This window comes from Pseudomonas helmanticensis (genome assembly GCF_900182985.1).
In the GTDB taxonomy this organism is placed as follows: domain Bacteria; phylum Pseudomonadota; class Gammaproteobacteria; order Pseudomonadales; family Pseudomonadaceae; genus Aquipseudomonas; species Aquipseudomonas helmanticensis.
In genome coordinates this window covers 113,477-140,255 of sequence record NZ_FXUY01000002.1, presented here as the reverse complement: position 1 = coordinate 140,255, position 26,779 = coordinate 113,477, and the positions used below count along the sequence as shown (strand labels likewise).

Sequence of the window (26,779 nt, the reverse complement as noted above, 5' to 3'; positions counted from 1 at the left end):
CGTCAGAATCTGCTGGGCATAAATGTAAGGGCGCGTAAGACCCTTCTCGAATCTGCCGTTTCGATGTGAGTCATCAGCCTTTTCCCACTCACTGGTCGAATGCATCCCACACTGGCGCGAAGTCCGGGCTGACCTGTCGCTCACGCTTGGACAGACTGGCAATCAGCGCGCGGTCCTGATCATCCAGATTGACCTCAAGTGCCGCCAGATTGGCGCTTTGGTTGCTGGCGCTGCTCGCCTTGGGGATCGCAGCAACATTGCTTTGATCAAGCAGCCATTTCAGTGCGACCTGGGTCGGCAGTACGCCATGCTTGGCGGCAATCTGCTGGATTTCGGCGATGTGTGAAACCTTGTTGCGCGCCAGCGGTGTATAGGCCGTCAGCGCCATATTGTGTTGCCGGGCGTAATCGAGCAGGGCGTTTTGTCCGAGCAGAACGTGGTACTCGACCTGAATGGCCGACAGACCGATGCCGTATTCCTCGACAACTTTGCGCAATAACGGCAGAGGAAAATTCGCCACGCCGATGTTGCGCGTCAGACCTTGTTCCTTGAACCAGGCCAAGGTGTCGAGTGTGCGCGGCAGGTCCCAATCGGTGGTTGGCCAGTGAATCATGAACAGATCGACGTAGTCGCTGCGCAAGGCCTTGAGGCTGCGTTCCATGGAGTGGCGCATCGCGTCGGGTTGCAACTGATCCCACCAGACTTTGGTAGTCAGGTGAATCTGCTCGCGCGGTGTCGGCGTATTCGCCAGTGCTTGTCCGACCGCGTCTTCATTGTTGTAGGCCGCTGCCGTATCGATGTGTCGGTAACCCAGTTCCAGCGCCTGCTCCACGGCACGGGTGCATTCGTCGCCGAGCATCGGCCAGGTGCCGAGACCGAGTTTCGGCATGTTCAAACCCTGGGCGTTAACGATGTGCTGCATGGTCGATCTCCTGTTCGAAAGCAGTAATGCCGGCGATATGCCGGGCGGCGATGTAACCGAATGTCAGTGCCGGGCCGAGGTTGATGCCGCCCGCCGGGTAATGGCCACCCATGATGCTGGCCATGTCGCCACCCGCTGCGTAGAGGCCGGCGATGGCTTGCTCGTTGGCGTCGAGCACTTGCGCGTGCGGGGTGACCTTGAAGTTCGGCAGACATCTACAACGCTTTAGCGATGGGGTGTTTTCGGAATTTGATTCCAGAAAATACCCAGCGTCGGCACTGCTCGACAAGCCTTGTTCCAACAAAGCGGGCGGTTATCGCGCAGGCGGTTCCAGATTTCGCTTTGCCGCCGATGTCTTCTAGAATCGCTGAAATTTCATTCGGATCTCCCCATGGCCGGTAGTCAAATCGAACGGGTTTTCAGTGTGCTGGAAAGCCTCACCAGTGATCCGCGCGGGCTGCCGATGCAGACCCTGGCCGAGCGACTGGATATCCCCAAAAGTGCCACGCACCGCTTGCTCGCCGAACTGATGCGCCTGGGTTATGTCCGGCAGAATCCGGAAACCCTGCGCTATCACCTGTCGACAAAACTGGTCGCGATGGGCTTTCAATATCTGTCGAGCAGCGGCGCCGACATCGTCCAGCCAGTGCTTGATCGACTGGCGCAGGAAACCGGCGAACTGGTGCGCCTGGGCGTAATCGACGGCGAGCGCCAGACCTGGATTGCCAAGGCGCAGGGCGCGCGCACCGGTCTGCGTTATGACCCGGACATGGGCCGCGACGCGCCGCTGTTCTACACCGCCTCCGGGCATGCTTGGCTGGCGTGCATGAGCGACGCCGAGGCGCTGTCGATGGTTGAGCCTCAGGCCGCTGAAGTCCCGGTAGGCGTCGGGCCGAATGCGCCGCGCTCCAATATCGAATTGCTCGAACGTCTGCGTCTCGCCCGCGAACAGGGTTACGCCTGTGTCGAGGAGAGCTCGGCGGTCGGCACTTCGGCGATTGCGGCGGTGGTCAGGCATCCCGGGAATGGCCGAGTGATTGGCGTGCTCAGTATCGCCGGCCCCAGTGCGCGCATGCCTGGCGCACGTCTGCATGAGCTGGCGCCGTTGTTGCTGACATTCAGCGAAGAATTATCCGCAGCCAGCCTGGCCTCCGAACTGTTCATCTAATCCGCCGGATGAAGTTGTGCGGTGTTCGCACGGTTTTGCGATTGTTGGGTTTTAGATTCTGGAACTCGGTTCTAAATTGTTGATGAAGTGATATTCCAACAACAATCACCAGAGGATCGCGCCTTGAATTCGCCCCTTCGAATCGCCCTGATCGGTGCCGGCAATATGGGCCAGCAACATTATCGGCATCTGCAAACCCTCACTGAAGCGACGTTGTGCTTCATGCCGTGGACCGATGCCCGCAACCTCGCGTTATGCGCAGTTATGTGATGTGGCGGGGCCGAGACCGTCAGACATGGCCGAGATCTTGCGTCAGGCGCGCAACGAGCGGCGGTTTCCCGGCGAGGGAGCTTGCTCCCGCTGGGACTGCACAGCGCTTCCAAAATCGGCGACCGCTACGCGGCCTCAGCGGGAGCAAGCTCCCTCGCCACAGTATTGTTTTTCAATTTGAGATAACCCATGACCGTCAGCACCCCGCTCTCCGGTGTCAACCAGCCCTTCAAAGGGATCTTGCTGATTGTCGTGGCAACTTTCCTGTTCTCCAGTCACGACGCACTGTCGAAATACCTCTCCGGTTTCTACCCGATCGTAATGGTCGTCTGGGCGCGTTATCTGGTGCATACGTTATTGATGGCGGGAATTTTTCTGCCGCAGTCTGGGTTGCGCGCCCTACGTACCAAGAAGCCTTTATGGCAGTTGACCCGAGCACTGTGCCTGCTTGGCACCAGCCTGTTTTTCACCACGGCGTTGTTGTACATCCCGCTGGCAGAAGCCACGGCGGTCAACTTTCTTGCGCCGGTATTGGTCACCGCATTGTCGGTGCCGTTGCTTAAGGAAAGAGTCACCCGAGGTCAATGGGTCGCGGTGATCTGCGGCTTCATCGGTGTGTTGATCATCGTTCATCCGGGTGGTGATTTGTTCACCCCGGCGGTGTTGTTGCCATTCTGCTCGGCGCTGTTTTTCTGCTTCTATCAGTTGCTCACGCGCAAGCTTGCCGAGATCGACAGCCCGACCACCAGTAACTTTTTCGCCGGGCTTTGCAACACGTTGGTGATGAGTGCGCTGGTGCCGTTCTTCTGGCAGGTGCCGACGTTGACCCATGCCGGGTTGATGCTGGCGCTGGGCAGTTGCGGGATGACCGCGCATTTGTTTCTGACCCAGGCGTTCCGCCATGCCGCGCCGGCGCTGCTGGCACCGTTCGGTTATTGCCAGATCGTGTTTGCGGGGTTGTTGGGCTGGCTGCTGTTCAATCACACGCCGAGTCTGTTGACGATCATCGGTATCGCAGTGATCTGTTGCAGCGGATTGGCAGCAGCGTGGCAGCAAAGCCGCCGCTGAGAGGGCACACAAACCCCTGTGTAGGAGCTGACGAGTGAAACGAGGCTGCGATCTTTTGATCTTCAACATCAAGATCAAAAGATCGCAGCGTGCCGCAGCTCCTACATGGGTTTATTCGGTGATGGTCGGGATCTTGCGCGGGGCCATGAAGTACATCCACGTCAGCGCAATGAAGTACATCGCCGGGATCAGGGTGAACAACACGGTGTAGTTGTTACTGGTAACGGTAAGGATATGGCCGACGATCTGGGTCATGAACATCCCGCCGATCGCTGCGCACATGCCGCCGAAACCGAACACCGTGCTCATCATGTGCTTGGGCGTGTAGTCCATCACCAGGCTCCAGATGTTCGCCGTCCAGGCCTGATGCGCACCAATGGCCAGGGAAATCGCCGCCACTGCGACCCACAGATTGGCCGAGCCAGCCGCCATGATCACGCCGATGATGCAGCAGGCAAACAGGAACATCGACAGCAGCCGCGCCTTGATCGAGTTCATCCCGCGACCGATCAGGAACGAAGACAGAATCCCGCCACCGACGCTACCGAAGTCAGCCGTCACGTAGATGATGATCAGCGGAATACCCATCTGGGTGACGTTGATGCCCAGGTTGTATTGCTGATTGAGGAACGGTGGCAGCCAGTACAGGTAGAACCAGAATACCGGCGCGGTCAGCGCGTAGGCGATGGCGAACGCCCAGGTGCCACGCATGCGCAGGATCCTCGTGAACGGCACGCGGGCCTGTTCCGGTTCGACTTCTTTCTGGATGTAGTCCAGTTCGGACTGTTTAACGCTCGGATGATCTTCCGGGTTGAAATACTTCAAGCCCCAGAACAGCAACCAGATGCCGCCCAGTGCCGACATGCACAGGAACGCCGCCTGCCAGCCCCAGACGTGGAGGATCAGCGGCAACAGCATCGGCGTGAACATTGCGCCAACGTTGGTGCCGGCGTTGAAGATGCCGGTGGCGACCGCACGTTCGCCGGCGGGGAACCACAGGCGCGTGGTTTTCACGCAGGCCGGGTAGTTCGCCGCTTCCGTCAGACCGAGGATGAACCGGCAGACCATGAAGCCAACGGCTGACGTTGCCAGGCCGTGAGCACCGGTGGCCAGGCTCCAGAGCAGCACGGCGCAGAAGAACACGCGTTTGACGCCGACCCGGTCGATCAAGCGGCCTTGAAGGACGAAACCGATCGCGTAGCCGACCTGAAACCAGAAATTGATGTTGGCGTAATCCATCGCCGTCCAGCTCATTTCCTTGGCGAGGATCGGCTGCATGACGCCGAGGGCGGCGCGGTCGATGTAGTTCAGAGTAGTGGCGAAAAACACCAGCGCCAGCATGCCCCAACGGGTTTTGCCGACCGCCATGGCGCCGCGGATCTTGTCGCCGATGCCACCCGTGGCAGTGCTCATGGCCGGGGCCATGCGGGAAGTCTGTGAAGGAATCATGTGTTCCACCCGTTTTTGGATTTGTTATTTGGTGTGCTTTTTTCTGTGCACGCTGCGACCGGTGGTTCAGATCCGGACTCAATGTGCAGCCGATGTTGGGCAGTGGACGAAAAATCGTCAATTCGCCAAACGGCCATTGTGTTCGATAATCGCACGCAAAACTAACCGGGTAGTACACTTTAAATTGCTGCCACGCTCGATGCAGCCAATAATTTCCCCACTATAAAAACCACCCCATGCAGGAGCTGCCGAAGGCTGCGATCTTTGCTTTTTCAAGATCAAAAGATCGCAGCCTGCGGCAGCTCCTACATTAAAGCGGCGCAGTCCGGGAGTTGAAGCATGCAGCGTTCCATTGCCACCGTTTCCTTGAGCGGCACCCTGCCGGAAAAACTCGAAGCCATCGCCGCCGCCGGGTTCGACGGGGTGGAGATTTTCGAAAACGACCTCCTGTACTACGACGGCAGTCCACGGGAAATTAAACAGATGTGCGCCGATCTCGGCATCGCCATCACGCTGTTCCAGCCGTTCCGCGACTTCGAAGGCTGCCGCCGCGATCGGCTGGCGCGCAATCTGGAGCGCGCCGAACGCAAATTCGACCTGATGCAGGAGTTGGGCACCGACCTGGTGCTGGTCTGCAGCAACGCTTCGGCCGACAGCGTCGGCGATCAACAAATTCTAGTCGATGACCTGCGCCTGCTGGCTGAGCATGCCGGCGCACGCGGCTTGCGCATTGGTTATGAAGCGCTGGCGTGGGGCCGTCACGTGAATACTTATCAACAGGTCTGGGACATCGTGCGTCAAGCCGATCACCCGAGCCTCGGCGTGTTGCTCGACAGCTTTCATACCTTGTCGTTGAAGGGCGATCCCCGCGCCATCGCCGACATTCCTGGCGAGAAGATTTTCTTCGTGCAAATGGCCGACGCGCCGATTCTGCAGATGGATGTGCTGGAGTGGAGCCGGCATTTCCGCTGCTTCCCGGGGCAGGGTGAATTCGATCTGCCAGGCTTCCTTGCGCCGATCATCCAGAGCGGCTACACCGGGCCGCTGTCGCTGGAAATCTTCAATGACGGCTTCCGCGCTGCGCCGCCACGGGCGAATGCTGCCGACGGTTTGCGTTCGCTGCTGTATCTGGAAGAGAAGACTCGCCAGCGTCTGGAGCAGGAAGCGCCGCCTGTGGTCAATCGCGAAATCCTTTTCGAAACGCCGAAGGCCAGCGAGTACAACGGCATCGAGTTTCTCGAATTCGCCGTCGACGAAGCGCTCGGTGCCAAACTCAGTCATTGGCTGGAGCGCCTTGGTTTCGTCAAGGCCGGGCAGCATCGTTCCAAGAGCGTGAGCCTGCTGCGTCAGGGCGATATCAACCTGATCCTCAACTCCGAGCCTTATTCTTTCGCGCACAGCTTTTTCGAAGCGCACGGCCCGTCGCTCTGCGCCACCGCTGTGCGGGTCAACGACAGCGCCAGTGCCTTGGCCCGCGCCGTGGCTTACAAAGGTCAGCCCTATCGCGGACTGGTCGGCCCCAACGAGCTGGAACTGGCGGCGGTGCGCGCACCCGACGGTAGCCTGATTTATCTGGTCGATGAACAGGCCGACGTCTATGGCACCGATTTCAATCTGCTGACGGATGCGCCGGCCCGCGGCGGCCTCAAACGCATCGACCACATGGCCATGGCGCTGCCCGCCGACAGCCTCGACAGTTGGGTGCTGTTCTACAAGAGCCTGCTGGATTTCGAAGCCGACGATGAAGTGGTACTGCCGGATCCATACGGGCTGGTGAAGAGTCGTGCGCTACGTAGCCGCGACAGCTCGATCCGTTTGCCGCTGAACATTTCCGAGAACCGCAACACCGCGATTTCTCACGCGCTCTCGAGTTATCGCGGCTCGGGGGTGCATCACATCGCCTTCGATTGTGATGACATCTTCGCCGAAGTCAGTCGTGCCAAAGAAGCCGGCGTGCCGCTGCTGGATATCCCGCTGAACTATTACGACGACCTCGCAGCGCGCTTCGATTTCGATGATGAATTCCTCAGCGAACTGGCGTATTACAACGTCTTGTACGACCGCGACGCGCAGGGCGGCGAGCTGTTCCACGTCTACACCGAGCCGTTCGAAGGGCGTTTTTTCTTCGAGATCATCCAGCGCAAGAATGGCTATGCCGGTTACGGTGCGGCGAATGTGGCGGTGCGTCTGGCGGCGATGGCCAAATCACGCAGTGGCGCCGTTCGCCAGGCGAAGTTGTAGGAAATTCGTAAACGCGGGATTAAACACGGGCCGTGCGGCTTCCTTCACTGTGCTGCGCGGCCCATAATCGCCGCCTGTGCAGTGATGGCCGTGAGCCCGCAATGACGATGAATACAGAACTTACCGCAGCTACTGAAGTGTCCGCCGTAGAGCCGCGCAAGAGTCGCAAGAACAATCCGGAGAAGACCCGCGAGAACATCCTGCAGGAGGCGATCGTCGAGTTCGTTCAGCAGGGTTTGTCCGGTGCCCGCGTCGACGCGATCGCCGAGCGTATCCACACCTCCAAGCGCATGATCTATTACTACTTCGGCAGTAAGGAGCAGTTGTACGTCGAGGTGCTGGAAAAGCTCTACGGGGAAATCCGCAGCACCGAAAACCGTCTGCACCTGGCCGAGTTGGCACCAGTGGACGCGATTCGCCGATTGGTCGAATTCACCTTCGATCACCACGATCGCAACGTCGATTTCGTGCGCATCGTCAGCATCGAAAATATCCACAACGCCGAATTCGTGAAGCGTTCCGATGCGATCAAGGCGATGAACAACACCATCCTTGATTCGCTGAGCGAAATTCTGCGGCGTGGCGCTGAAGAAGGTGTATTCCGCGCCGGGCTGGATGCGCTGGATGTGCATCTGCTGATCAGCTCGTTCTGCTTCTATCGCGTGTCGAACCGGCACACATTTGGCGAGATCTTCCAGATCGATCTGCCGGATGAAGGCATCAAACAGCGGCATCGCGAGATGATTTGCGAATCAGTGCTGCGCTACCTGCAAGCCTGACAATCAAAAGATCGCAGCCTTCGGCAACGCCTACACCAATAACTGTAGGAGCTGCCGAAGGCTGCGATCTTTTGATCTTCAACCCTTCATGCTTTGAAAATGCGCGAGCATCCGCTGCGCATCCGGCACCACGCCGCTGAACAGCTCAAACGCCTTCACCGCCTGAAACACCGCCATGTTGCCGCCATCCAGCGTCCGGCAACCGAGTGCGCGGGCGTTGCGCAGCAGTTCGGTCTCCAGCGGGAAATACACAATCTCCGCCACCCACAACTCCTTGCGTAACAGCTCGACCGGCACCGGCATGCCCGGCAGTTTGGCCATGCCCATTGGCGTGGTGTTGACCAGACCATCCGCTAGATTCAGCGTGCTCGGCAGATCCCGACCGGCCACCGCGCGACCAAAACCGAAATGCTGATTCAGGTTGTTCGCCAGACTTTCAGCGCGCTCACTGTCGACGTCGAAAATGCTCAGTTGCTGTACGCCTTCGCTCAACAACGCGTGGGCCACTGCCGCGCCAGCACCACCGGCCCCCATCTGGACCACGCGATCACGGGCAGCGTCTTTCAGGCCACGGCGAAAACCCTCGGCGAATCCCAGGCAATCGGTGTTATGGCCGATACGTTTGCCGTCCTTGAGCACCACCGTGTTGACCGCACCGATACCTCGCGCTTCCGGTGACAATTCATCGAGCAAAGGAATGATCGCCTGCTTGCACGGGAACGTGATGTTCAACCCGGTGTAATTCATCCGCTCGGCCGCCAGCAGCAGGTCGGGCAGGGCAGTGCTGTCCATGTGCAACTGATCCAGATCGATCAATCGATACAGGTAACGCATGCCCTGCGCATCACCTTCGTGTTCATGCAGGGCCGGCGTGCGCGAGGCCTGAATGCCGGCGCCGATCAGCCCGGCGAGTATCACGTTATAGCGAGACATGTGATTCACCCCTTCAGCCGCTGACTGAAATGTTCCAGTGCCAGGCGATAACCATGGCTGCCGAACCCGGCCATCACCGCTGTGGCAATCGCCGAGACAAACGAGTGATGACGAAACGGTTCGCGCGCATGCACGTTGGACAGGTGCACTTCAATCACCGGCAATTCACTGGCCACCAGCGCGTCGCGAATGGCGACGGAAGTGTGCGTCCACGCGGCCGGATTGATCACGATCCCGGCGCAACGGCCACGGGCAGCGTGAATCCAGTCGAGCAGTTCGCCTTCGTGATTGGTCTGGCGAAACTCCACGGCCAGGCCGAATTCTTCCGCGGCGCGACCACACAGGGCGGAAATGTCGGCCAGGGTTTCGTGACCGTAAGTCGCCGGTTCACGGGTGCCGAGCAGGTTCAGGTTCGGGCCGTTGAGCACCAGAACGATAGGGGGCATGAGGGGTAACTCCACTTATTGTTTTTGGCTTTGGCCAGAGGTTTCGGCCTGTGGAGATAAAATGTACTAGATGGTTACCATGGTCAATTGAACAAAAATAGCCTTGGCGTTTTATGTTCGGTTATCGCACAGAAGCAAGTTCCAGGTTCGGTCCTGATCTAGATGTAACGACAGCTTTGCTTACGTTTTTTCCTGAAAATTGGTCAGCTATTCGCCTACGCCGACGCTAGCCTCAAAGCAGTGAGGCACGTCGCGTGCTTGATCACCAGTTGTCGGATTTGAAAGGAATATCGAATCCTGAAACTTATTAACCTAACGGATGGGTTAGCATGAAGGTGTGCAGCTACAAGGGATTGTCGATTGTCATCATGCTGCGAGATGAACATTGCCCACCTCACGTTCACGTGAACGCGGGCAGTTGGAGTGCTCGATTGCAGTTCAGTTTCTGGTGCAACGATATTGAGCTTTGGGACGTCGTGCCGCTTTCTCGTCGACCACCCTTGGCCGTGCTGGAAGGCTTGTGTCGGTCCCTTGAGCAGCCTGCTCATCTGCGACGAGCACGCGGGATCTGGTGGTCGAAATTGCAAACTGTCTGTCTCGACAATCAGTTGTGGGACAGCAAATCAAACGAAGTGCTGGGGATGAAACTCGTCACTGACACGACCTATAGAGTGGGATCGGCGCGTTATCTGCCAGACGAGGGCAAGACCCTTCTGACATTGGTAGGCGCATTGGAAGGAGTGGAAATCGATTTATGAAAATCATCAAGGCGAAGCCTCCCGCGCGCAATTCGCTGACGGAAGAAATGATCGATGCAGCCATCAAGCGTGGAGAGGAGCGCCGCTCAAGCAGCCTGCAGGCTGTCTCTGTGACATTTGAAGATCCATCGCTGATCATCCATTTTGAAGACGGCAGCGGTGTGTTGCTCCCGGCGGATCGTTATCCGGAGTTCAGCGGATTCAATGCCGACGATTACAAGCACCTGACAGTCGGATTCGCGGGCACTGTGCTTTGCCACGAAGGCAAGGATCTCGATGTGTCCATCGCCGGAATGATTTCAGCGAGCCCGTCATTGATGCTGATGGCCGCTTCGGTAGTGGCTTCGCGCAACGGCCGTCAGAGCAGCGCGGCAAAGTCTGCAGCCGCGCGGGCGAACGGCAAAAAGGGCGGGCGCCCACGCAAGGTCGATCCTGCTTTGTAAGCACCCACAAAAAAGCCGTCAATCACGACGGCTTTCTCGTATTCGCTGCCAGCACTCAGCGCCGGGTCAGCAACACACCCGATTCCATGTGATGCGTCCACGGGAACTGGTCGAACAATGCGCATTTGGTAATGCGGTGCGTGTCGTGCAACTGGGCGATGTTCGCCGCGAGGGTTTCCGGGTTGCAGGAGATGTACAGGATGTTGTCGAAACGCCGGGTCAGCTCGCAGGTGTCCGGGTCCATGCCGGCACGTGGCGGGTCGACGAAGACGCTGCCGAACTCGTAGCTCTTCAGGTCGATGCCTTGCAGGCGACGGAACGGGCGCACTTCGTTGAGCGCTTCGGTCAACTCTTCGGCGGACAAACGCACGAGAGTGACGTTATCCACAGCGTTTTCGCTAAGGTTGCTCAGTGCCGCGTTGACCGAGGTCTTGCTGATTTCCGTGGCCAGCACTTTGCGCACGCGGGTGGCGAGCGGCAGGGTGAAGTTGCCGTTGCCGCAATACAGCTCCAGCAGATCGTCAGGGCGATCGCCGAGCGCTTCGTACGCCCAGTTCAGCATCTTCTGGTTCACTGTGCCGTTAGGCTGGGTGAACGCGCCTTCCGGTTGGCGATAGCTGAAGGTACGACCGCCGACTTCTAGTTTCTCGACCACGTAATCGAGGCCAAGCACTTCGCGTTTGCCCTTCGAGCGCCCGATGATGCTGACGCCGAGATCCGCCGCCAGCTTGGTGGCTGCTGCATGCCAGTGTTCGTCCAGCGGACGGTGATAGCACAGGGTGATCATCGCGTCGCCGGACAGCGTGGTCAGAAACTCGACCTGAAACAACTTGTGGCTCAGTGCCGAACTGGCCTGCCACGCAGCCTTGAGCTGCGGCATCAACTGATTGATGCGCAGGCTGGCAATCGGGAACTCTTCAATCAGGATCGGCGTGCGTTTGTCGTCCTGAGCGAACATCGCGTAATGCCGATCGCCACCCTCGCGCCACAGGCGGAATTCGGCGCGCAGGCGGAAGTTCTGCAGCGGCGAGTCGAACACGGTCGGCTCGGGGGCATCGAACGGCGCCAGCAGATCACGCAAACGCGTGACCTTGGCTTCGAGTTGTTCGGCGTAAGCCTGGGAATCAAATGTCATGCGTTGAACCAACCCAACTTGATCACGAACAGAATCGACAGAATCACCAGCGCCGGGTTCAGCTCACGGGCACGCCCCGACAGCAATTTGATCACGGTCCAGGAAATGAAACCGAACGCGATGCCGTTGGCGATCGAGTAAGTGAACGGCATGGCCAGCGCGGTCACGACTACCGGCGCGGCAACGGTGATGTCGTCCCAGTCTATTTCCGCCAGGCCGGATGTCATCAACACGGCGACGAACAGCAGTGCCGGTGCCGTGGCGAATGGCGGAACGCTGGCTGCCAGTGGCGAGAAGAACAGCGCCAGCAGGAACAGGATCGCCACCACGATGGCCGTCAGACCGGTACGCCCGCCAGCACTGACGCCGGCAGCGGATTCGATGTAGCTGGTGGTGGTCGAAGTACCCAGCAGCGAACCGGCCATGGCCGCGGTGCTGTCGGCGATCAGCGCGCGCCCCATTTTCGGCATGTGGCCGTCCTTGCCCATCAGGCCGGCGCGCTTGGCGACGCCGATCAGGGTGCCGGAGTTGTCGAACAGGTCGACGAACAGGAAGGCGAAAATCACGCTGACCAGACCGATGTCCAGTGCGCCTTTGATGTCCAGCTGCATGAAGGTCGGGGCCAGCGACGGTGGCATCGAAGTCACGCCGCCAAACGGGGTGAAGCCCATCGCGATGGAGGTGATGGTCACTGCCAGAATGCCGATCAGTACCGCGCCGCGCACTTTCAGCGCTTCGAGAGCAACGATCAGGGCGAAACCGAGGGTGGCGAGGATCGGTGCCGGTTGTTTCAGGTCACCAAGGCCGACCATGGTCGCAGGGTTGCTGACCACGATGCCGGCGTTGTGCAGGGCGATCAGCGCCAGGAACAGACCGATACCGGCAGCAATCGCCGAGCGCAGCGGCAGCGGAATACTGTTGATGATCCATTCACGGATGCGGAAGATCGACAGCAGGAAGAAGCACACGGCCGAGATGAACACCGCGCCCAGCGCCACTTGCCAGGTATGACCCATGTGCAGGACGACGGTGTAGGTGAAGAAGGCGTTCAGACCCATGCCCGGTGCCAGGGCGATCGGGTAGTTGGCGATCAGGCCCATGATCGTCGAACCGATCGCGGCGGCCAGACAGGTGGCGACAAACACCGCGCCCTTGTCCATGCCGGTCTCGCCGAGGATGCTCGGGTTGACGAACAGAATGTAGGCCATGGCCAAGAAAGTCGTGATGCCCGCCAGAATCTCGGTGCGCACGTTGGTGTTGTGTGCCTTGAGTTGAAACAGCCTTTCCAGCATGTCTGCTCCCCGTGGCGCGCGTAGCGCCGTGAATGTATCGACCTCAACAGCAAAGCACAGACCGTCGCAAGCGCCTGGAAAATTGTGGTGGGCCGGAAAAAGCCGCGCATCATACCAGCAGCGTGGGGGATTGGCTGCGATCGTCGGCGATGTTTTGCAGTCAGGCGAAGTGCGCCATACTGCGCGCCTGTTTTGGGGGGAGGGGCATGATGGGCGTCAAGCGCAATTTCGTTCGATCGTTGGGGCTGTTTTGCACGTTTATGGCCAGTGTGCCTGCCGTGATGGCGGCATCGGCGCCGCCGTTGTCCAGCGTCCAGGTGCTCAAGGTGCAGTCGGCCGCTTGTGGCATCGAAAATATTTCCGAAGGGCAGGACAAGACTGCTTGCGACCACGGCGGTGCCAACATCAAGGTTTATGTGCTGGAGATGGGTTACGGCCGTGTACCCAGTGTCGCACTGGACGGTTTCGGGCTCGACGGGATGAAAACCCAGGTTTGCGCCTACGGTAACGGCAACCTGACGGAGTGCACGGGCGCGGCGACGAAGATCGTCGGCGCGTTGTACATCTATGATCTGGAGGGCAAGCAGGAAGGCACGTTCACCTTCAGCAACACCTCGATCAATGCGCCGGGCAACCAGGTCTCGACGCAGCTTTACATCAAGTAACGCCTGGCGCTGCGCGATCCGGAGGAAGCTGACTACGCTTCAAGGATCACCCAGCGGATGGCGCCCATGACTTTTAGAGCCCTGATTACCCTCGCCGAGGGCATCGATGATCTGCAATGCGTGAGCCTGATCGACGTGCTGCGCCGCGCGGAGATCGAAGTCGTCGCGGCCAGCATCGAAGGCCGGCGCATGCTGACCTGCGCGCGCGGCACACGCCTGACCGCCGACGGCATGCTGGTCGATGTATTGGCGCAGAATTTTGACCTGATCGTATTGCCCGGCGGCGCCGTCGGTTCGCAACACCTGGCCGCGCACCAGCCCCTGCAACAACTGCTCAAGGATCAATCCAGCGCCGGCCGCCTGTTCGCCGCCATCGCCGAGTCCCCGGCCGTCGCCCTGCAAGCCTTTGGCGTATTGCGCCAGCGGCGCATGACCTGTCTGCCGAGCACCAGCCATCAACTGTCCGGCTGTACGTTTGTTGATCGACCGGTAGTGGTTGATGGCAACTGCATCACCGCGCAGGGCTCCGGCGCGGTGATGGAGTTTGCGCTGACGCTGGTTGAGCAACTTGGCGGCAAGGCGCTACGGGCGAAAGTGGCGGGGGCGTTGTTGGTCTGAAGGCTTCAGACCTTCGCCTCTTCCACCGGCACATGCATCCGATCGCGGTTAGCCAGTGTCGGGAACAGCTTGATCCATGTGCCCGTCACCACCAGCGTGCCGATCCCGCCCATCACCACGGCTGGCACGGTGCCGAACCAGTGGGCGGTGACGCCGGATTCGAATTCGCCGAGCTGGTTCGAAGCGCCGATGAACAGGCCGTTCACCGCGCTGACCCGGCCGCGCATTTCGTCCGGGGTTTCCAGTTGCACGAAGGAGGCGCGAATGACCATGCTGATCATGTCCGCCGCGCCGAGCACCACCAGCACCGCCAGCGAGAGCCAGAACGAGGTCGACAGGCCGAAGGCGATGGTCGCGACGCCGAAGACACCGACTGCGGTAAACATCACCCGGCCGACCTGACGCTCCACGGCAAATCGTGCGAGGAACAGCGACATTCCCAGTGCGCCGACCGCCGGTGCCGAACGCAGCAGGCCCAGCCCCCACGGGCCGGTCAGCAAAATATCCTTGGCGAATACCGGCAGCAGCGCCGTGGCACCCCCGAGCAGCACCGCAAACAGGTCCAGTGAAATCGCCCCGAGGATGTCCGGGCGGCTGCGAATGAAGCGGATCCCCGCGAGCAATGAATCCAGTGTGGCTTTGCCTTTGTTCAATGGCGTTTGTCGTGCGGGCAGGTTGAGCATCAGCGTGCAGGCAATCACGTACAGCAGTACCGTCGGGCCATACACCCAGACGCTGCCGAACGCATAGAGCAGACCGCCAAGGGCCGGGGCCACGATGGTCGCTGACTGTTGCGCCGACTGCGCCGCCGCAACGGCGCGGGGGAACAACGCACTGGGCACGATGCTTGGCAGCAAAGCCTGGGTGGTCGGCATCTCAAAGGAGCGCGCCGCACCGAGCAGGAAGGCGAGGATGAAGATCATCTCGCGGGTGACATGGTCGGTGGCACTGCCGATGGCCAGCGCCAGGGCGATCAACGCCTGTAACGACTGGCAGATCGCTGCGACTTTGCGTCGGTCGTAGCGGTCAGCGACATGCCCGGTGTGCAACATGAACAGCACGCGCGGAGCGAATTCGACCAGGCCCACCAGACCCAGATCGAGAACGTTGCCGGTCAGTTGATAGAGGTTCCAGCCAATCGCCACGGTGAGCATCTGGAAACCGCTGGCGGTAAAAATTCGCGCCATCCAGAAAGCCAGGAAGGGGCGGTGGTGACGTAACAGCAAAGGCTCTTGGCTGGGCATCTGAAGGCAGGTCTGGTTCGAGGGGAACCGCGAGGTTATCACCAGTCTGTAACAGGAAGTTGCTATGACAAAAAATTTAGTTAGCCAGACATCGATATTCTCGCCATCACAAATTACCCCTGTGGCGAGGGGATTTATCCCCGTTCGGCTGCGCAGCAGTCGCAAATTGGGCGCCACGATTGATCTGAAAAAACGCGTTGGATGGATTCGGGGCCGCTTCGCAGCCCAGCGGGGATAAATCCCCTCGCCACAGGGTTTATGTGTTGTTTCCTTACCATCACATGGCTCCGGGGATTTGTTGCAGGGCGTTGCAGCTGCAATGAGGCAACTTGTCACGCGGCAAACGACCACGCAGTTCATCGGCAAAAATGGGACTACTCTTTCAACGTTGCTTGATCCAGATCAAGACCCCAACGGAATTGATCCAGCGGCCAGTTGGCCAGACTCCCTGCGTTGCGATGGTTGTTTAAAAAGAACGAATCAGAATTCGCCGCACTCCATATCCGTGGGGGCAGTGGGTGCAGGCCTCCGGGTCCGCAGCCGGTATTACCTGACAGAGGAAGCCATATGTTCGGTTTAGAGGCACTAGATCTCGCCCGAATTCAGTTCGCGTTCACCATCTCGTTCCACATCCTGTTCCCGGCCATCACCATCGGTCTGGCGAGCTACCTTGCGGTACTCGAAGGCCTGTGGCTGAAAACCCACAACGACACTTACCGTGACCTCTACCATTTCTGGTCGAAGATCTTTGCCGTCAACTTCGGCATGGGCGTGGTCTCGGGGCTGGTCATGGCCTACCAGTTCGGCACCAACTGGAGTCGCTTCTCGGACTTCGCCGGCGCCGTCACCGGGCCATTGCTGACGTATGAAGTGCTCACTGCGTTCTTCCTCGAAGCCGGTTTCCTTGGGGTGATGTTGTTCGGCTGGAACAAGGTCGGGCGGGGTCTGCACTTCTTTGCCACGATCATGGTGGCCATCGGTACGCTGATCTCGACTTTCTGGATTCTGGCATCCAACAGTTGGATGCAGACCCCGCAGGGTTTTGAAATCATCAACGGCCAGGTGATTCCGACCGATTGGCTGGCGATCATCTTCAACCCCTCGTTCCCGTATCGCCTGATGCACATGGCGACCGCTGCGTTTGTTGCCACGGCGTTCTTCGTCGGTTCATCGGCAGCCTGGCATTTGCTGCGCGGCAAGGACAACCCGGCCATTCGTACCATGCTGTCGATGGCGATGTGGATGGCGTTGATCGTCGCGCCGATCCAGGCAGTCATTGGCGACTTCCATGGCCTGAACACGCTTGAACACCAACCGGCAAAGATCGCCGCGATCGAAGGTCACTGGGAAAACAAAGGCGACGAAGCGACGCCGTTGATCCTGTTCGGCTGGCCGGACATGAAAGAAGAGAAGACCAAGTTCGCCGTGGAGATCCCGTACCTCGGCAGCCTGATCCTCACGCACTCGCTGGACAAACAGGTGCCGGCGCTCAAGGAGTTTCCACCGGAAGACCGGCCGAATTCGACCATCGTGTTCTGGTCGTTCCGGGTCATGGTCGGCCTCGGTTTCCTGATGATCTTCACCGGTCTGTGGAGTCTGTGGCTGCGTAAGCGCGACACGCTCTACACCTCGCGACCGTTCCTCTATCTGGCGTTGTGGATGGGGCCGTCCGGTCTGATCGCGATTCTGGCCGGCTGGTTTACCACCGAAATCGGCCGTCAGCCGTGGGTGGTTTATGGACTGATGCGCACGGCGGATGCCTCTTCCAACCATAGCTTCGTGCAGATGAGCATCACCCTGATCATGTTTGTGGTGGTGTATTTCGCGCTGTTCGGTGCAGGTCTCGGCTACATGATGCGCCTGGTCCGTAAAGGGCCGAAGATCAGCGAAGGCGCAGAAACGCCGGAGGGTGGTCCAGGCAAAAAACGCACACCGGCTCGTCCGTTGTCCGCTGCCGACGATTCGGCGGATGCCGACCACGGCGACGACGACGTCCGCCTGACCAAGGAGATTTGACTCATGGGTATTGATCTTCCGCTGATCTGGGCCGTGATCATCATCTTCGGCATCATGATGTACGTGGTCATGGACGGCTTCGACCTGGGGATCGGGATTCTCTTCCCGTTCATCCCGGGCAAGGTCGATCGTGACGTGATGATGAACACCGTCGCCCCGGTCTGGGACGGCAACGAGACCTGGCTGGTGCTGGGCGGCGCGGCGCTGTTTGGTGCGTTCCCGCTGGCGTATTCGGTGGTGTTGTCGGCGCTGTACCTGCCGCTGATCTTCATGCTGATCGGTTTGATTTTCCGTGGCGTGGCGTTCGAGTTCCGCTTCAAGGCCAAGGATGACAAGCGTCACCTGTGGGACAAGGCCTTTATCGGTGGCTCGGTGGCGGCGACGTTCTTTCAGGGGGTGGCGCTGGGTGCATTCATCGACGGTTTGCCAGTGGTCAATCGGCAGTTCGCCGGCGGTTCACTCGACTGGCTGACACCGTTCACCCTGTTCTGTGGCGCCGCGCTGGTGGTGGCGTATGCCTTGCTCGGCTGCACCTGGCTGATCATGAAGACCGAAGGCAAGCTGCAAGAGCAGATGCACAATCTGGCCCGGCCTCTGGCGTTCGTGTTGCTGGCGGTGATCGGTGTCGTCAGTCTGTGGACGCCACTGGCGCACCCGGAAATTGCCTCGCGCTGGTTCAGCATGCCCAACCTGTTCTGGTTCATGCCGGTGCCGATTCTGGTGCTGGTGACGATGTACGGCCTGATCCGCGCCGTGGCACGCAATGCCAACTACATGCCGTTCCTGTTGACCCTGGTGCTGATCTTCCTCGGCTACAGCGGTCTGGGCATCAGCCTGTGGCCGAACATCGTGCCGCCGTCGATCTCGATCTGGGACGCTGCCGCCCCGCCGCAAAGCCAGGGCTTCATGCTGGTGGGCACGCTCTTCATCATCCCGTTCATCCTGGGTTACACCTTCTGGAGCTACTACGTGTTCCGCGGCAAGGTCACCCATGAAGACGGTTATCACTAAACCTGTGGAAGCGGGCTTGCCCGCGATGGCGTCGGCAACGGCGCCATCGATCTGACTGATGAGGATCGAAACAATGTCCGGCAAACATTCCCTGCACGAGATTGAACAAGCCGAAAAAAAGCCGCTGTGGCAGCGGCTCGGCTGGCTGGCCCTGATCTGGGTCGGCAGTGTTGGCGTGCTGTTTATCGCCGCCAGCCTGATGCGCATGTTCATGAATGCCGCAGGCCTGACCACGCACTGATTCTGAATCATCCCCGTCCCGGCGCCTTCGGGTACGGTTTGTAACCCTCCTCACGGAGGGTTTTTTTTGCCTGGTGCTTTACTTGCGGGCTTTGAGAATCACGAATTTCGGTGTTGCCGCCACTTGCTCGACGCCGCGGAACAACCGCGCGAGTTTGCTGTGATAGCCCAGATGACGGTTGCCGACGATGTACAGCGCACCGCCGACGACCAGTGCTTCACGAGCCTGCTGGAACATGCGCCAGGCGAGGAAGTCGCCAACCACTTGCTGCTGATGAAACGGCGGATTGCACAGCACCACGTCCAGTGATTGTGCCTCCTGCCCGGCCAGACCATCGCCTGCACGCACTACGACCTCGCGATCACCCAACGCCGCGCGCCAGTTTTCAGCGGCCGATTGCACCGCCATGTACGACTCGTCGACCAGCGTGTAATGCGCGTCCGGGTTGCGCAGGGCGCTGGCAATCGCCAACACGCCATTACCGCAGCCAAGGTCGGCCACCCGCGCACTGCCGAGGTTTTGTGGCAGGTGCGGCAGAAAGGCGCGAGTACCGATGTCGAGGCCTTCACGGCAAAACACATTGGCGTGGTTGAGCAGTTCGATCGCTGGTTCATCAAGACGATAGCGCGACGGGTAGGGCGAGACCGCCGGAGCTTTTGCCTCCGGTGTGGCTATCAACAGTCGAGCTTTCTTCACGGCCAGCGAGGCATGTACCGGGCCGATGTAACGCTCCAGCAAATCACCGGCAGCGCGTGGCAGGTGTTTGACCATCGCCGCGGCAACGACTTCAGCCCCCGGCGCCAGTTGCCCTTGCAAGCGGATCAGTTGTTCTTCGAGCAGGGCCAGCGTCTTCGGTACGCGGATCAACACACGGTCGAACGGGCCGACCAACGGCTCGCTGGCCGGGATTGGGCGAATCGCGTCGAATGCCTGGCCATTGCGCAGCAAATTCTTTTCCAGCCCTAGAAAGCCGAGAAACGAGTCACCGCTGCTGCTCACTTCGACTTTGCCCAAGAGGCTCGCAGCCAGCGCGCCGAAGCTGTCATTGAGCACCAACACCCGCGTGTTCGCTGCTGGCTGTTGCGCGGCAAGATGATTGAGCAGGTATTCGTCAGCCGCGTCGAAGGCTTGCAGCGGTTCATTCTGCTGCTCGGGCTGGCGGATCAGATCGAGTTGGGCGAAGGGGGTGTCGAGCAAAGGCATGGGGCGGGACTCTGGGTAATCAACGGGTGTCCCGCGGCCCAGGGTAGCGTGCGGCGGAACCGTCCGAGTGCAATGCGACGCGCAGTCTGGCGTCATCACTCAGGAAGGTCGCAAATGGTACTTTTTTTTCCTTTGGAATACCCGCAGGTTTTCGTCGTGGCGGGGATCTCTCGTCAGATAATGCCGATTCGAGCGGCGGCAATGACGGCAGAAATCTTATTGCAGACGTTGAGCTTCAGAATCACGTTTTGCACGTGATAATTCACGGTTCGCTCGCTCAGGAACAGGATCCTGGAGATTTCATAAGCGGTCTTGCCGACAGATGAGAGTTTCAACACCTCGAGCTCTCGCGGTGACAGGTGTGGTTGCGCGGACTTGAGCGCCGCTTTGGGCAGAGTTTTGGCGAACAGTTCGCTCAAATGAGTGGTCGCGTAAAACATGTAGCCAAAATGCTCGTACAGCTCAAGCGGGCTCAACGGGCCATGTTCTCTGGCCAGGCTGATAATGCTGCACAAGCCGCTCTCCTCATGCAGGAATGACTGCGACCAGCCATGGCGCAAGCCATATTCCTGCTGGGCTTGCCATAATTTCGGGGTAGACGAAAACAGGTTCTCGCTCCAGACGATCGGCAACATTGAGTGGTTGCAATGTGCTATTGCCGGATCAACTTTACTGTAACGCTCCTTTTCATATTGCTGACTGAACTGCTTGGGATAGTTATTGATTTGCAAGGCATTAAAATCGGCATTCCGATTGTTTGATGTCAAATAGATAGCGCAAAAACTGAATCCAATATTCTCGGCAAATCTCAGCAGGATTGGATAAGCGACGTCTATTTCCCTTGCGAAAGTCAGTTGCTTTAACTGCGACTCCTTCCACATTTCCATCACAAACTCTCCATGTGTCCTTCACGGGGGTGCTTTTTGGATCCAATGGATCAGCACGAAAACGAAGTGTAGGACGTTTCTTACAAAATGTTCTGGAATATTTCGCTCTTGGAACATGGTGTTATTTTCAAAAAAAGATATGAGTGCTCGCGGTTTTTATATTGGGGATAGCATCTAAACGAAAAGTGATACTCAGGCCTTACATGTTTGAGAATGCGTTGAGATCTTGTTTGCGCGAGCTTAGTGCTAATGCCATTACAAACCACCGGTGTTTTATCGCAGAGGATTGCGCGAAACTGCGGCTATCCGTTCGATGGAGTGCCTCATGACTGCCAGCACTGAGAAGTTCACCCGACAGACCTTGCTCGATGTCCAGCCGGTTACGGCCAATCTGTTCACCCTGCGTACCACCCGGGATGCCGGGTTCAGGTTTCGTGCCGGCCAGTTCGCCCGACTCGGGGTGACCAAGGCAGATGGCAGCACGGTGTGGCGGGCCTATTCGATGGTGTCGTCGCCGTTCGATGAGTTTATCGAGTTCTTTTCCATCGTAGTCCCCGGAGGCGAATTCACCAGCGAGCTCAGCCGTATGCAGGTGGGCGACACCTTGCTGGTGGAGCGTCAGGCCTTTGGTTATCTGACCCTTGATCGTTTCATTGATGGCCGCGACCTGTGGTTGTTGTCGACGGGCACCGGGGTGGCGCCGTTTCTATCGATTCTGCAGGACTTCGAGGTCTGGGAAAAATTCGAGCGCATCATTCTCGTCTACAGCGTGCGCGAGGCGCGGGAGCTGGCCTATCAATCGTTGATTGCCGAACTGACGCAACGCGATTATCTGCAAGAGCACGCGCACAAACTGCAGTTCATCGCGACGGTCACGCGTGAGGAGCATCCCGGTGCGCTGAATGGGCGTATCACCCAACTGATCGAAAGCGGTGAGCTGGAGCGCAAGGCCGGTGTAGAGCTTTCGCCCGAGCATTCACGGGTCATGCTGTGCGGCAACCCGCAGATGATCGACGACACCCGCGCCTTGCTCAAACAGCGCGGTATGAGCCTGAGCCTGACCCGCAGGCCCGGCCAGGTAGCGGTGGAAAACTACTGGTAGAAAAAACGGCACCTCGCAGGTGCCGTTTTGTTTTGCGCCGCCTGTTCAGGGGCGGTTGTTCTGCGCCTTGAGCAAGTCGCGGATCTCGCCCAGCAGTTCCTCTTCTTTGGTCGGAACCGGCGGCAGAGTAGGGGCCACAGCCTCTTCACGCTTCAGGCGGTTGATGGCTTTGACACCCATGAAAATCGCGAAGGCGACGATCACGAAGTCCAGAATCGTCTGGAGAAACTTGCCGTACGCCATGACGACCGCTGGGGTGCTGCCCTCGGCAGCTTTCAGCGTAATCGCCAGGTCACTGAAGTCCACACCTCCGATCAGCAGGCCGATTGGCGGCATGATGACGTCGCCGACAAACGACGAAACAATCTTGCCGAAGGCCGCACCGATGATGATACCGACGGCCATGTCGACCACATTGCCTTTGACCGCGAAGGCCTTGAACTCACTTAGCACGCCCATAGGTTATTTCCTTGTTACAGATGAGGTTGGTGTACGCAGTGTAAATCAGCAAAACGCGTCCTGCGCGAAACACCTTCTTACAATGCCCGTTTTTATCGACACATTAATCGGTAAATAGTTTGCAAAGTGCCACTAATCGCGCGCGAAATACGCCTTAACTCGCTGATCAGGAAGCTATTTTTCTTAATGGTGAAGTTGTGAAGATTCTATTTATGTTCCAGCGCCACGCCCTCTAGCCTCTGGTTGGCGCACCTGGATGCGCCCAAAAAAACCAGAGGAACCTGATATGACTTCATCGCTTGGCTTAGGGGCTTTTCCCCATCGCCGTACCCTCGGGGTACTCACCGCCAGCCTGCTGACGTTGTCCGTGAATGCCGCGCCGCTGACGCGCGATAACGGCGCAGCGGTCGGTGACAACCAGAACTCGCAAACCGCCGGCGCCAATGGCCCGGTGCTGCTGCAGGATGTGCAACTGATCCAGAAGCTGCAGCGTTTCGATCGTGAACGCATCCCCGAGCGCGTGGTGCATGCCCGCGGTACCGGTGCGCATGGCACCTTCACCGTGACCAACGATCTCAGCGACTTGAGCAAGGCCAAGGTATTTGCCGCCGGCCAGGCGACGCCGGTCTTCGTACGGTTTTCCGCCGTGGTGCATGGCAACCATTCCCCGGAAACCCTGCGTGATCCCCGTGGCTTTGCCACCAAGTTCTACACCGCCGATGGCAATTGGGATCTGGTTGGGAATAACTTTCCGACCTTTTTCATCCGTGATGCAATAAAGTTTCCGGATATGGTGCATGCCTTTAAACCAGATCCGCGGACTAACCTTGACGACGATTCACGTCGCTTCGATTTCTTTTCCCATGTGCCGGAAGCCACGCGAACGCTCACCGAGTTGTATTCCAACTCTGGAACGCCTGCAAGTTATCGAGAAATGGATGGTAATGGCGTACACGCCTATAAGTTGGTTAACGCCAAAGGTGAAGTTCACTACGTGAAGTTTCACTGGAAAAGTTTGCAGGGCATCAAAAACCTCACGCCTGAAGAAGTAAGCAAAGTGCAGGGTCAAGACTACAGTCACATGACCAATGACCTTGTTACGCATATCAATAAAGGTGATTTCCCGAAATGGGACTTGTACATTCAAGTGCTGAAACCACAAGATTTGTCCAAGTTTGATTTCGATCCATTGGACGCCACCAAGATCTGGCCAGGTATCCCTGAGCGAAAAGTTGGACAAATGGTCTTGAACCGAAACCCGGCAAACGTATTCCAGGAAACCGAACAAGTGGCCATGGCGCCGGCTAATGTGGTGCCGGGGATCGAGCCTTCGGAAGATCGTTTGTTGCAAGGCCGAGTGTTCTCTTACGCCGACACGCAAATGTATCGCTTGGGCGCCAACGCGCTGCAACTGCCGATCAATGCACCGAAGGTGGCGGTGAATAACGGCAACCAGGATGGCGCAATGAACATCGGCGCGAGCAACTCCGGGGTCAATTATCAGCCGAGCCGTTTACAGCCGCGTGAAGAAACAAACAGTGCGCTTTACAGTCAATCGGCGCTGTCTGGCAATACTCAGCAGGCGAAAATTACGCGGGAGCAAAACTTCAGGCAGGCCGGTGATCTGTATCGCTCATTCAGCCAGAAGGAACGTCGTGACCTGATCGACAGCTTCGGCGGTTCGCTGGCGACCACTGACGAGGAGAGCAAGCACATCATCCTGTCCTTCCTTTATAAGGCTGATCCGGAATACGGCAGCGGTGTGACAGCGGTGGCCAAGGGTGACCTGAGCCGGGTCAAGGCGTTGGCGGCGAAATTGGTCGACTGATCCCGACGCTATGCCATGCGGGGCCTGAATCAGGCCCCGTTCTGTTCCAGGAGGTGATTTATGCGTGTTGTTGTTTTCTTGCTGCTCGGCTGCCTGTCCATTGTGGCGCTGGCCGAACAGAACCCCGAGGCGATCAAGGCCCAGTTGCAGGACTACTATTTCGACGCCGCCCGGCGCGGCGACGTGCCGATGCTCGAGACTTTCATCGACGCTGGTTACTACCTCGATACACGTGACGCTAAGGGTTACACCGCATTGATTCTGGCGGCTTATCACGGCCAGGCGCCGGCGGTGGAGCGTTTGCTCGCGGCCGGCGCCGATGCCTGTGCGCAGGATCAACACGGCAATACCGCGCTGATGGGGGCGATCTTCAAAGGTGAGTTGCAAATCGCCCGACGCCTGATGGCCACCGATTGCAGCCCTGATCAACGTAATGGTGCCGGACAGACGGCCGCCATGTACGCCGGGTTGTTCCAGCGCCTGGAATTGCTCGATGCGCTGCAAGCCAAGGGCGCGGACCTGCATGCCGAGGATCCGCTGGGCAACAGCGCCACACGTCTGGCCAGCGGGGAAATCCGTACCGCTGCGCCGCGCTGATCGACGGCAGCTGCGTTATCATCGCGGTTTTTGCCGGGGGATCGAGATGGCCAAGGCCAAGCGCATGTACGGCTGCACCGAGTGTGGCGCAACGTTTCCCAAGTGGGCCGGCCAGTGTGGTGAATGTGGCGCCTGGAACACCCTGACCGAAACCATGATCGAAAGCGGCGGCGCTACAGCCCCGACCGGTCGTACCGGCTGGACCGGGCAACAGGCGCAGATCAAGACCCTGGCCGAAGTCAGCATCGAAGAGATTCCGCGCTTCTCCACCGCTTCCAGTGAACTGGATCGCGTGCTCGGCGGCGGTCTGGTCGACGGTTCGGTGGTGTTGATCGGCGGCGATCCAGGTATCGGCAAGTCGACAATCCTGCTGCAAACTCTGTGCAACCTCGCCAAGAGCATGCCGGCGCTGTACGTCACCGGCGAAGAATCGCAGCAACAAGTGGCCATGCGCGCCCGCCGTCTCGGCTTGCCGCAGGATCAACTGCGAGTGATGACCGAAACCTGCATCGAAACCATCATCGCCACCGCCCGGCAGGAAAAGCCCAAGGTGATGGTGATCGATTCGATCCAGACGATCTTCACCGAACAACTGCAATCGGCGCCCGGCGGCGTCTCTCAGGTGCGTGAAAGTGCGGCGCTGCTGGTGCGTTACGCCAAGCAGAGCGGCACGGCGATTTTCCTCGTCGGTCATGTGACCAAGGAAGGCGCGCTCGCCGGTCCCCGGGTGCTCGAACACATGGTCGACACCGTGCTGTATTTCGAAGGCGAATCCGATGGGCGTCTGCGTCTGTTGCGCGCGGTGAAAAACCGTTTTGGCGCGGTCAACGAGCTGGGTGTGTTCGGCATGACCGACAAGGGCCTTAAGGAAGTCTCCAACCCTTCGGCGATTTTCCTCACCCGCGCGCAGGAAGAAGTCCCGGGCAGTGTGGTCATGGCAACCTGGGAAGGTACGCGGCCGATGCTGGTTGAAGTGCAGGCGTTGGTCGATGACAGCCATTTGGCCAATCCACGTCGGGTCACCTTGGGCCTGGATCAGAACCGCTTGGCGATGTTGCTCGCGGTGTTGCATCGCCATGGCGGGATTCCGACCCACGATCAGGACGTGTTCCTCAACGTGGTCGGTGGGGTGAAGGTGCTGGAAACGGCATCTGACCTGGCGCTGATGGCCGCCGTCATGTCGAGCTTGCGCAACCGGCCATTGCCACATGACCTGCTGGTGTTTGGTGAGGTCGGTTTGTCTGGTGAAGTGCGTCCGGTGCCAAGTGGCCAGGAGCGCCTGAAGGAAGCCGCCAAGCACGGCTTCAAGCGCGCGATCGTGCCCAAGGGCAATGCGCCAAAGGAGTCACCGCCAGGCTTGCAGATTATCGCCGTGACCCGCCTCGAACAGGCCCTCGACGCCCTCTTCGAATAACCAGAGATTCCCTGTAGGAGCTGCCGCAGGCTGCGATTTTTTGATCTTCAAACCAAAGTCAAAAGATCGCAGCCTGCGGCAGCTCCTACAGGGGCAACGTTCAGATTTCGATCAGGGCGCCCAGTTCGCGTTCCAATTCGGCTTCGTCAGCCAGATTCAGCTCAATCAACCGCCGCAAGCGCTGGATCGATTCCAGGCTGATGTGTCGGCAGACAAACCCCAACTGGCCGTTCTCCTCATGTGCCAGATGCACATCCATCTCGATATCGACGTCATCGCTCAGATGAATGTCGACGAAAAAATCCTTCTGCGCATCGCCCAGCCACGGTTCCGGCCGTTCGATCAGCAACCCTTTGAGTGACAGGTCGATCAGCTTGACCGGCCAGATGTACTCGCCCTGACTCAGCTCGGTTCTGGCATCGAACGCAATACGTTTGAAGCGACGACGATTGGCTGGGTGCTCGCTCATGGCGCAATCCTCCGAAGGTTCGCTGACTATAGACCCGCATTGTTCAAGCGTGCCAGCGCAGACGGGCCACTCAGACCAATGTCGGGGTATGGTCTTTGCCGCCAGTAGCGCTAAACTCGGG

26 protein-coding genes and 3 pseudogenes are annotated in these 26,779 nt (G+C 58.8%); 17 read left to right on the top strand and 12 right to left on the bottom strand.

Annotated features, from left to right (window positions below):
- Positions 1 to 88 precede the first annotated feature (88 nt).
- Positions 89 to 922 carry an aldo/keto reductase gene (locus tag QOL84_RS23290; RefSeq protein ID WP_283438754.1) on the bottom strand — a complete coding sequence of 278 codons (834 nt, stop codon included), beginning with the start codon at positions 920 to 922 and terminating at the stop codon, positions 89 to 91.
- Positions 906 to 1,121 (bottom strand): annotated as a pseudogene (locus QOL84_RS23285) (FAD-binding protein); the annotation flags it as partial. The gene QOL84_RS23290 and the pseudogene QOL84_RS23285, both read right to left, overlap by 17 nt.
- A gap of 192 nt (positions 1,122 to 1,313) precedes the next feature.
- Between QOL84_RS23285 and QOL84_RS23280 the strand changes: the two are divergent.
- The 4 genes and pseudogenes from QOL84_RS23280 (at position 1,314) to QOL84_RS23265 (ending at position 3,428) form a co-directional block, all read left to right on the top strand.
- Positions 1,314 to 2,090, top strand: a complete 777-nt coding sequence (locus tag QOL84_RS23280) for an IclR family transcriptional regulator (protein ID WP_283438753.1) — start codon at positions 1,314 to 1,316, stop codon at positions 2,088 to 2,090.
- 123 nt (positions 2,091 to 2,213) lie between these two features.
- A pseudogene (locus tag QOL84_RS23275) lies at positions 2,214 to 2,309 on the top strand (hypothetical protein); the annotation flags it as partial.
- A 19-nt stretch (positions 2,310 to 2,328) separates the two neighbouring features.
- Positions 2,329 to 2,440, top strand: a pseudogene (locus QOL84_RS23270) (sugar phosphate isomerase/epimerase); the annotation flags it as partial.
- Positions 2,441 to 2,549: 109 nt separating this feature from the next.
- Positions 2,550 to 3,428 (top strand): DMT family transporter, encoded by an 879-nt coding sequence (locus QOL84_RS23265; RefSeq protein WP_283438752.1) that lies wholly within the window; start codon positions 2,550 to 2,552, stop codon positions 3,426 to 3,428.
- 111 nt (positions 3,429 to 3,539) lie between these two features.
- Here QOL84_RS23265 and QOL84_RS23260 read toward each other — a convergent pair whose 3' ends face one another.
- Positions 3,540 to 4,877, bottom strand: coding sequence for an MFS transporter (locus QOL84_RS23260; protein WP_283438751.1), 1,338 nt, complete (start codon positions 4,875 to 4,877; stop codon positions 3,540 to 3,542).
- Positions 4,878 to 5,216: 339 nt separating this feature from the next.
- Between QOL84_RS23260 and quiC the strand changes: the two genes are divergently transcribed.
- A complete protein-coding gene (gene quiC / locus QOL84_RS23255) occupies positions 5,217 to 7,118 on the top strand; it encodes a 3-dehydroshikimate dehydratase QuiC (RefSeq protein ID WP_283438750.1) in 1,902 nt (633 codons plus the stop codon).
- A 101-nt stretch (positions 7,119 to 7,219) separates the two neighbouring features.
- On the top strand, positions 7,220 to 7,897 hold the full coding sequence (locus tag QOL84_RS23250; protein WP_283438749.1) for a TetR/AcrR family transcriptional regulator: 678 nt from the start codon (positions 7,220 to 7,222) through the stop codon (positions 7,895 to 7,897).
- Between the two features lie 78 nt (positions 7,898 to 7,975).
- Here the strand turns inward: QOL84_RS23250 and QOL84_RS23245 are convergent, their stop codons facing one another.
- Positions 7,976 to 8,830 (bottom strand): shikimate dehydrogenase, encoded by an 855-nt coding sequence (locus QOL84_RS23245; RefSeq protein WP_283438748.1) that lies wholly within the window; start codon positions 8,828 to 8,830, stop codon positions 7,976 to 7,978.
- A gap of 5 nt (positions 8,831 to 8,835) precedes the next feature.
- A complete protein-coding gene (gene aroQ / locus QOL84_RS23240) occupies positions 8,836 to 9,276 on the bottom strand; it encodes a type II 3-dehydroquinate dehydratase (protein ID WP_008084592.1) in 441 nt (146 codons plus the stop codon).
- 329 nt (positions 9,277 to 9,605) lie between these two features.
- On the opposite strand from aroQ, the gene QOL84_RS23235 reads away from it, so the two are divergent.
- Both QOL84_RS23235 and QOL84_RS23230 read left to right on the top strand, forming a co-directional pair.
- A complete protein-coding gene (locus QOL84_RS23235; RefSeq protein WP_283438747.1) occupies positions 9,606 to 10,034 on the top strand; it encodes a DUF4160 domain-containing protein in 429 nt (142 codons plus the stop codon).
- A complete protein-coding gene (locus QOL84_RS23230; protein ID WP_283438746.1) occupies positions 10,031 to 10,477 on the top strand; it encodes a DUF2442 domain-containing protein in 447 nt (148 codons plus the stop codon). The genes QOL84_RS23235 and QOL84_RS23230 overlap by 4 nt, the downstream gene beginning before the upstream one ends.
- 55 nt (positions 10,478 to 10,532) lie before the next feature.
- Here the strand turns inward: QOL84_RS23230 and trmA are convergent, their stop codons facing one another.
- Both trmA and QOL84_RS23220 read right to left on the bottom strand, forming a co-directional pair.
- The gene (trmA, locus tag QOL84_RS23225) at positions 10,533 to 11,612 is read right to left on the bottom strand and encodes a tRNA (uridine(54)-C5)-methyltransferase TrmA (RefSeq protein WP_283438745.1); all 1,080 of its coding nucleotides are present in this window, start codon (positions 11,610 to 11,612) and stop codon (positions 10,533 to 10,535) included.
- Positions 11,609 to 12,904 carry an NCS2 family permease gene (locus QOL84_RS23220; protein WP_129395616.1) on the bottom strand — a complete coding sequence of 432 codons (1,296 nt, stop codon included), beginning with the start codon at positions 12,902 to 12,904 and terminating at the stop codon, positions 11,609 to 11,611. Before QOL84_RS23220 ends, trmA begins: the two co-directional genes overlap by 4 nt.
- A 260-nt stretch (positions 12,905 to 13,164) precedes the next feature.
- On the opposite strand from QOL84_RS23220, the gene QOL84_RS23215 reads away from it, so the two are divergent.
- Together QOL84_RS23215 and QOL84_RS23210 are read left to right on the top strand one after the other, a co-directional pair.
- Positions 13,165 to 13,569: a DUF4879 domain-containing protein gene (locus QOL84_RS23215; protein WP_283439471.1), complete on the top strand. Its 405-nt coding sequence runs from the start codon at positions 13,165 to 13,167 to the stop codon at positions 13,567 to 13,569.
- A 66-nt stretch (positions 13,570 to 13,635) separates the two neighbouring features.
- The gene (locus tag QOL84_RS23210; RefSeq protein ID WP_283438744.1) at positions 13,636 to 14,187 is read left to right on the top strand and encodes a DJ-1 family glyoxalase III; all 552 of its coding nucleotides are present in this window, start codon (positions 13,636 to 13,638) and stop codon (positions 14,185 to 14,187) included.
- A gap of 5 nt (positions 14,188 to 14,192) precedes the next feature.
- Here QOL84_RS23210 and QOL84_RS23205 read toward each other — a convergent pair whose 3' ends face one another.
- Positions 14,193 to 15,431 (bottom strand): MFS transporter, encoded by a 1,239-nt coding sequence (locus QOL84_RS23205; protein WP_283438743.1) that lies wholly within the window; start codon positions 15,429 to 15,431, stop codon positions 14,193 to 14,195.
- Positions 15,432 to 15,998: 567 nt separating this feature from the next.
- Here QOL84_RS23205 and QOL84_RS23200 point away from each other — a divergent pair.
- From QOL84_RS23200 to QOL84_RS23190, 3 genes are all read left to right on the top strand, one after another.
- Entirely contained in the window at positions 15,999 to 17,447 is a 1,449-nt protein-coding gene (locus QOL84_RS23200; protein ID WP_129395612.1) for a cytochrome ubiquinol oxidase subunit I, read from the top strand.
- Positions 17,448 to 17,450: 3 nt separating this feature from the next.
- Positions 17,451 to 18,458: a cytochrome d ubiquinol oxidase subunit II gene (gene cydB / locus QOL84_RS23195; protein ID WP_093434736.1), complete on the top strand. Its 1,008-nt coding sequence runs from the start codon at positions 17,451 to 17,453 to the stop codon at positions 18,456 to 18,458.
- 73 nt (positions 18,459 to 18,531) lie between these two features.
- The gene (locus QOL84_RS23190; protein WP_283438742.1) at positions 18,532 to 18,699 is read left to right on the top strand and encodes a DUF2474 domain-containing protein; all 168 of its coding nucleotides are present in this window, start codon (positions 18,532 to 18,534) and stop codon (positions 18,697 to 18,699) included.
- A gap of 78 nt (positions 18,700 to 18,777) precedes the next feature.
- Here the strand turns inward: QOL84_RS23190 and QOL84_RS23185 are convergent, their stop codons facing one another.
- Together QOL84_RS23185 and QOL84_RS23180 are read right to left on the bottom strand one after the other, a co-directional pair.
- Positions 18,778 to 19,902, bottom strand: coding sequence for a methyltransferase (locus QOL84_RS23185; RefSeq protein WP_283438741.1), 1,125 nt, complete (start codon positions 19,900 to 19,902; stop codon positions 18,778 to 18,780).
- Between the two features lie 173 nt (positions 19,903 to 20,075).
- Positions 20,076 to 20,789, bottom strand: coding sequence for an autoinducer binding domain-containing protein (locus tag QOL84_RS23180; protein WP_283438740.1), 714 nt, complete (start codon positions 20,787 to 20,789; stop codon positions 20,076 to 20,078).
- Positions 20,790 to 21,114: 325 nt separating this feature from the next.
- Between QOL84_RS23180 and QOL84_RS23175 the strand changes: the two genes are divergently transcribed.
- Positions 21,115 to 21,891, top strand: coding sequence for a ferredoxin--NADP reductase (locus QOL84_RS23175; RefSeq protein WP_283438739.1), 777 nt, complete (start codon positions 21,115 to 21,117; stop codon positions 21,889 to 21,891).
- 45 nt (positions 21,892 to 21,936) lie between these two features.
- Here QOL84_RS23175 and mscL read toward each other — a convergent pair whose 3' ends face one another.
- Complete coding sequence (gene mscL, locus QOL84_RS23170) at positions 21,937 to 22,350, bottom strand: large-conductance mechanosensitive channel protein MscL (protein WP_129395607.1); 414 nt, start codon at positions 22,348 to 22,350, stop codon at positions 21,937 to 21,939.
- Positions 22,351 to 22,636: 286 nt separating this feature from the next.
- Here mscL and QOL84_RS23165 point away from each other — a divergent pair, with 286 nt between their 5' ends.
- The 3 genes from QOL84_RS23165 to radA are packed head-to-tail and all read left to right on the top strand — an operon-like array spanning position 22,637 to position 26,189.
- Entirely contained in the window at positions 22,637 to 24,178 is a 1,542-nt protein-coding gene (locus QOL84_RS23165; protein WP_283439470.1) for a catalase, read from the top strand.
- A 60-nt stretch (positions 24,179 to 24,238) separates the two neighbouring features.
- Complete coding sequence (locus QOL84_RS23160; protein ID WP_283438738.1) at positions 24,239 to 24,775, top strand: ankyrin repeat domain-containing protein; 537 nt, start codon at positions 24,239 to 24,241, stop codon at positions 24,773 to 24,775.
- 46 nt (positions 24,776 to 24,821) lie between these two features.
- A complete protein-coding gene (gene radA / locus QOL84_RS23155) occupies positions 24,822 to 26,189 on the top strand; it encodes a DNA repair protein RadA (RefSeq protein WP_283438737.1) in 1,368 nt (455 codons plus the stop codon).
- A gap of 100 nt (positions 26,190 to 26,289) precedes the next feature.
- Here radA and QOL84_RS23150 read toward each other — a convergent pair whose 3' ends face one another.
- Positions 26,290 to 26,658, bottom strand: a complete 369-nt coding sequence (locus QOL84_RS23150) for a PilZ domain-containing protein (protein ID WP_236428353.1) — start codon at positions 26,656 to 26,658, stop codon at positions 26,290 to 26,292.
- Positions 26,659 to 26,779: the final 121 nt, after the last annotated feature.

Coding starts and splice junctions, on each gene's coding strand:
- QOL84_RS23290 (WP_283438754.1), bottom strand. CDS start 922: ATGCAGCACATCGTTAACGCCCAGGGTTTGAACATGCCGAAACTCGGT.
- QOL84_RS23280 (WP_283438753.1), top strand. CDS start 1,314: ATGGCCGGTAGTCAAATCGAACGGGTTTTCAGTGTGCTGGAAAGCCTC.
- QOL84_RS23265 (WP_283438752.1), top strand. CDS start 2,550: ATGACCGTCAGCACCCCGCTCTCCGGTGTCAACCAGCCCTTCAAAGGG.
- QOL84_RS23260 (WP_283438751.1), bottom strand. CDS start 4,877: ATGATTCCTTCACAGACTTCCCGCATGGCCCCGGCCATGAGCACTGCC.
- quiC (WP_283438750.1), top strand. CDS start 5,217: ATGCAGCGTTCCATTGCCACCGTTTCCTTGAGCGGCACCCTGCCGGAA.
- QOL84_RS23250 (WP_283438749.1), top strand. CDS start 7,220: ATGACGATGAATACAGAACTTACCGCAGCTACTGAAGTGTCCGCCGTA.
- QOL84_RS23245 (WP_283438748.1), bottom strand. CDS start 8,830: ATGTCTCGCTATAACGTGATACTCGCCGGGCTGATCGGCGCCGGCATT.
- aroQ (WP_008084592.1), bottom strand. CDS start 9,276: ATGCCCCCTATCGTTCTGGTGCTCAACGGCCCGAACCTGAACCTGCTC.
- QOL84_RS23235 (WP_283438747.1), top strand. CDS start 9,606: ATGAAGGTGTGCAGCTACAAGGGATTGTCGATTGTCATCATGCTGCGA.
- QOL84_RS23230 (WP_283438746.1), top strand. CDS start 10,031: ATGAAAATCATCAAGGCGAAGCCTCCCGCGCGCAATTCGCTGACGGAA.
- trmA (WP_283438745.1), bottom strand. CDS start 11,612: ATGACATTTGATTCCCAGGCTTACGCCGAACAACTCGAAGCCAAGGTC.
- QOL84_RS23220 (WP_129395616.1), bottom strand. CDS start 12,904: ATGCTGGAAAGGCTGTTTCAACTCAAGGCACACAACACCAACGTGCGC.
- QOL84_RS23215 (WP_283439471.1), top strand. CDS start 13,165: ATGGCCAGTGTGCCTGCCGTGATGGCGGCATCGGCGCCGCCGTTGTCC.
- QOL84_RS23210 (WP_283438744.1), top strand. CDS start 13,636: ATGACTTTTAGAGCCCTGATTACCCTCGCCGAGGGCATCGATGATCTG.
- QOL84_RS23205 (WP_283438743.1), bottom strand. CDS start 15,431: ATGCCCAGCCAAGAGCCTTTGCTGTTACGTCACCACCGCCCCTTCCTG.
- QOL84_RS23200 (WP_129395612.1), top strand. CDS start 15,999: ATGTTCGGTTTAGAGGCACTAGATCTCGCCCGAATTCAGTTCGCGTTC.
- cydB (WP_093434736.1), top strand. CDS start 17,451: ATGGGTATTGATCTTCCGCTGATCTGGGCCGTGATCATCATCTTCGGC.
- QOL84_RS23190 (WP_283438742.1), top strand. CDS start 18,532: ATGTCCGGCAAACATTCCCTGCACGAGATTGAACAAGCCGAAAAAAAG.
- QOL84_RS23185 (WP_283438741.1), bottom strand. CDS start 19,902: ATGCCTTTGCTCGACACCCCCTTCGCCCAACTCGATCTGATCCGCCAG.
- QOL84_RS23180 (WP_283438740.1), bottom strand. CDS start 20,789: ATGGAAATGTGGAAGGAGTCGCAGTTAAAGCAACTGACTTTCGCAAGG.
- QOL84_RS23175 (WP_283438739.1), top strand. CDS start 21,115: ATGACTGCCAGCACTGAGAAGTTCACCCGACAGACCTTGCTCGATGTC.
- mscL (WP_129395607.1), bottom strand. CDS start 22,350: ATGGGCGTGCTAAGTGAGTTCAAGGCCTTCGCGGTCAAAGGCAATGTG.
- QOL84_RS23165 (WP_283439470.1), top strand. CDS start 22,637: ATGACTTCATCGCTTGGCTTAGGGGCTTTTCCCCATCGCCGTACCCTC.
- QOL84_RS23160 (WP_283438738.1), top strand. CDS start 24,239: ATGCGTGTTGTTGTTTTCTTGCTGCTCGGCTGCCTGTCCATTGTGGCG.
- radA (WP_283438737.1), top strand. CDS start 24,822: ATGGCCAAGGCCAAGCGCATGTACGGCTGCACCGAGTGTGGCGCAACG.
- QOL84_RS23150 (WP_236428353.1), bottom strand. CDS start 26,658: ATGAGCGAGCACCCAGCCAATCGTCGTCGCTTCAAACGTATTGCGTTC.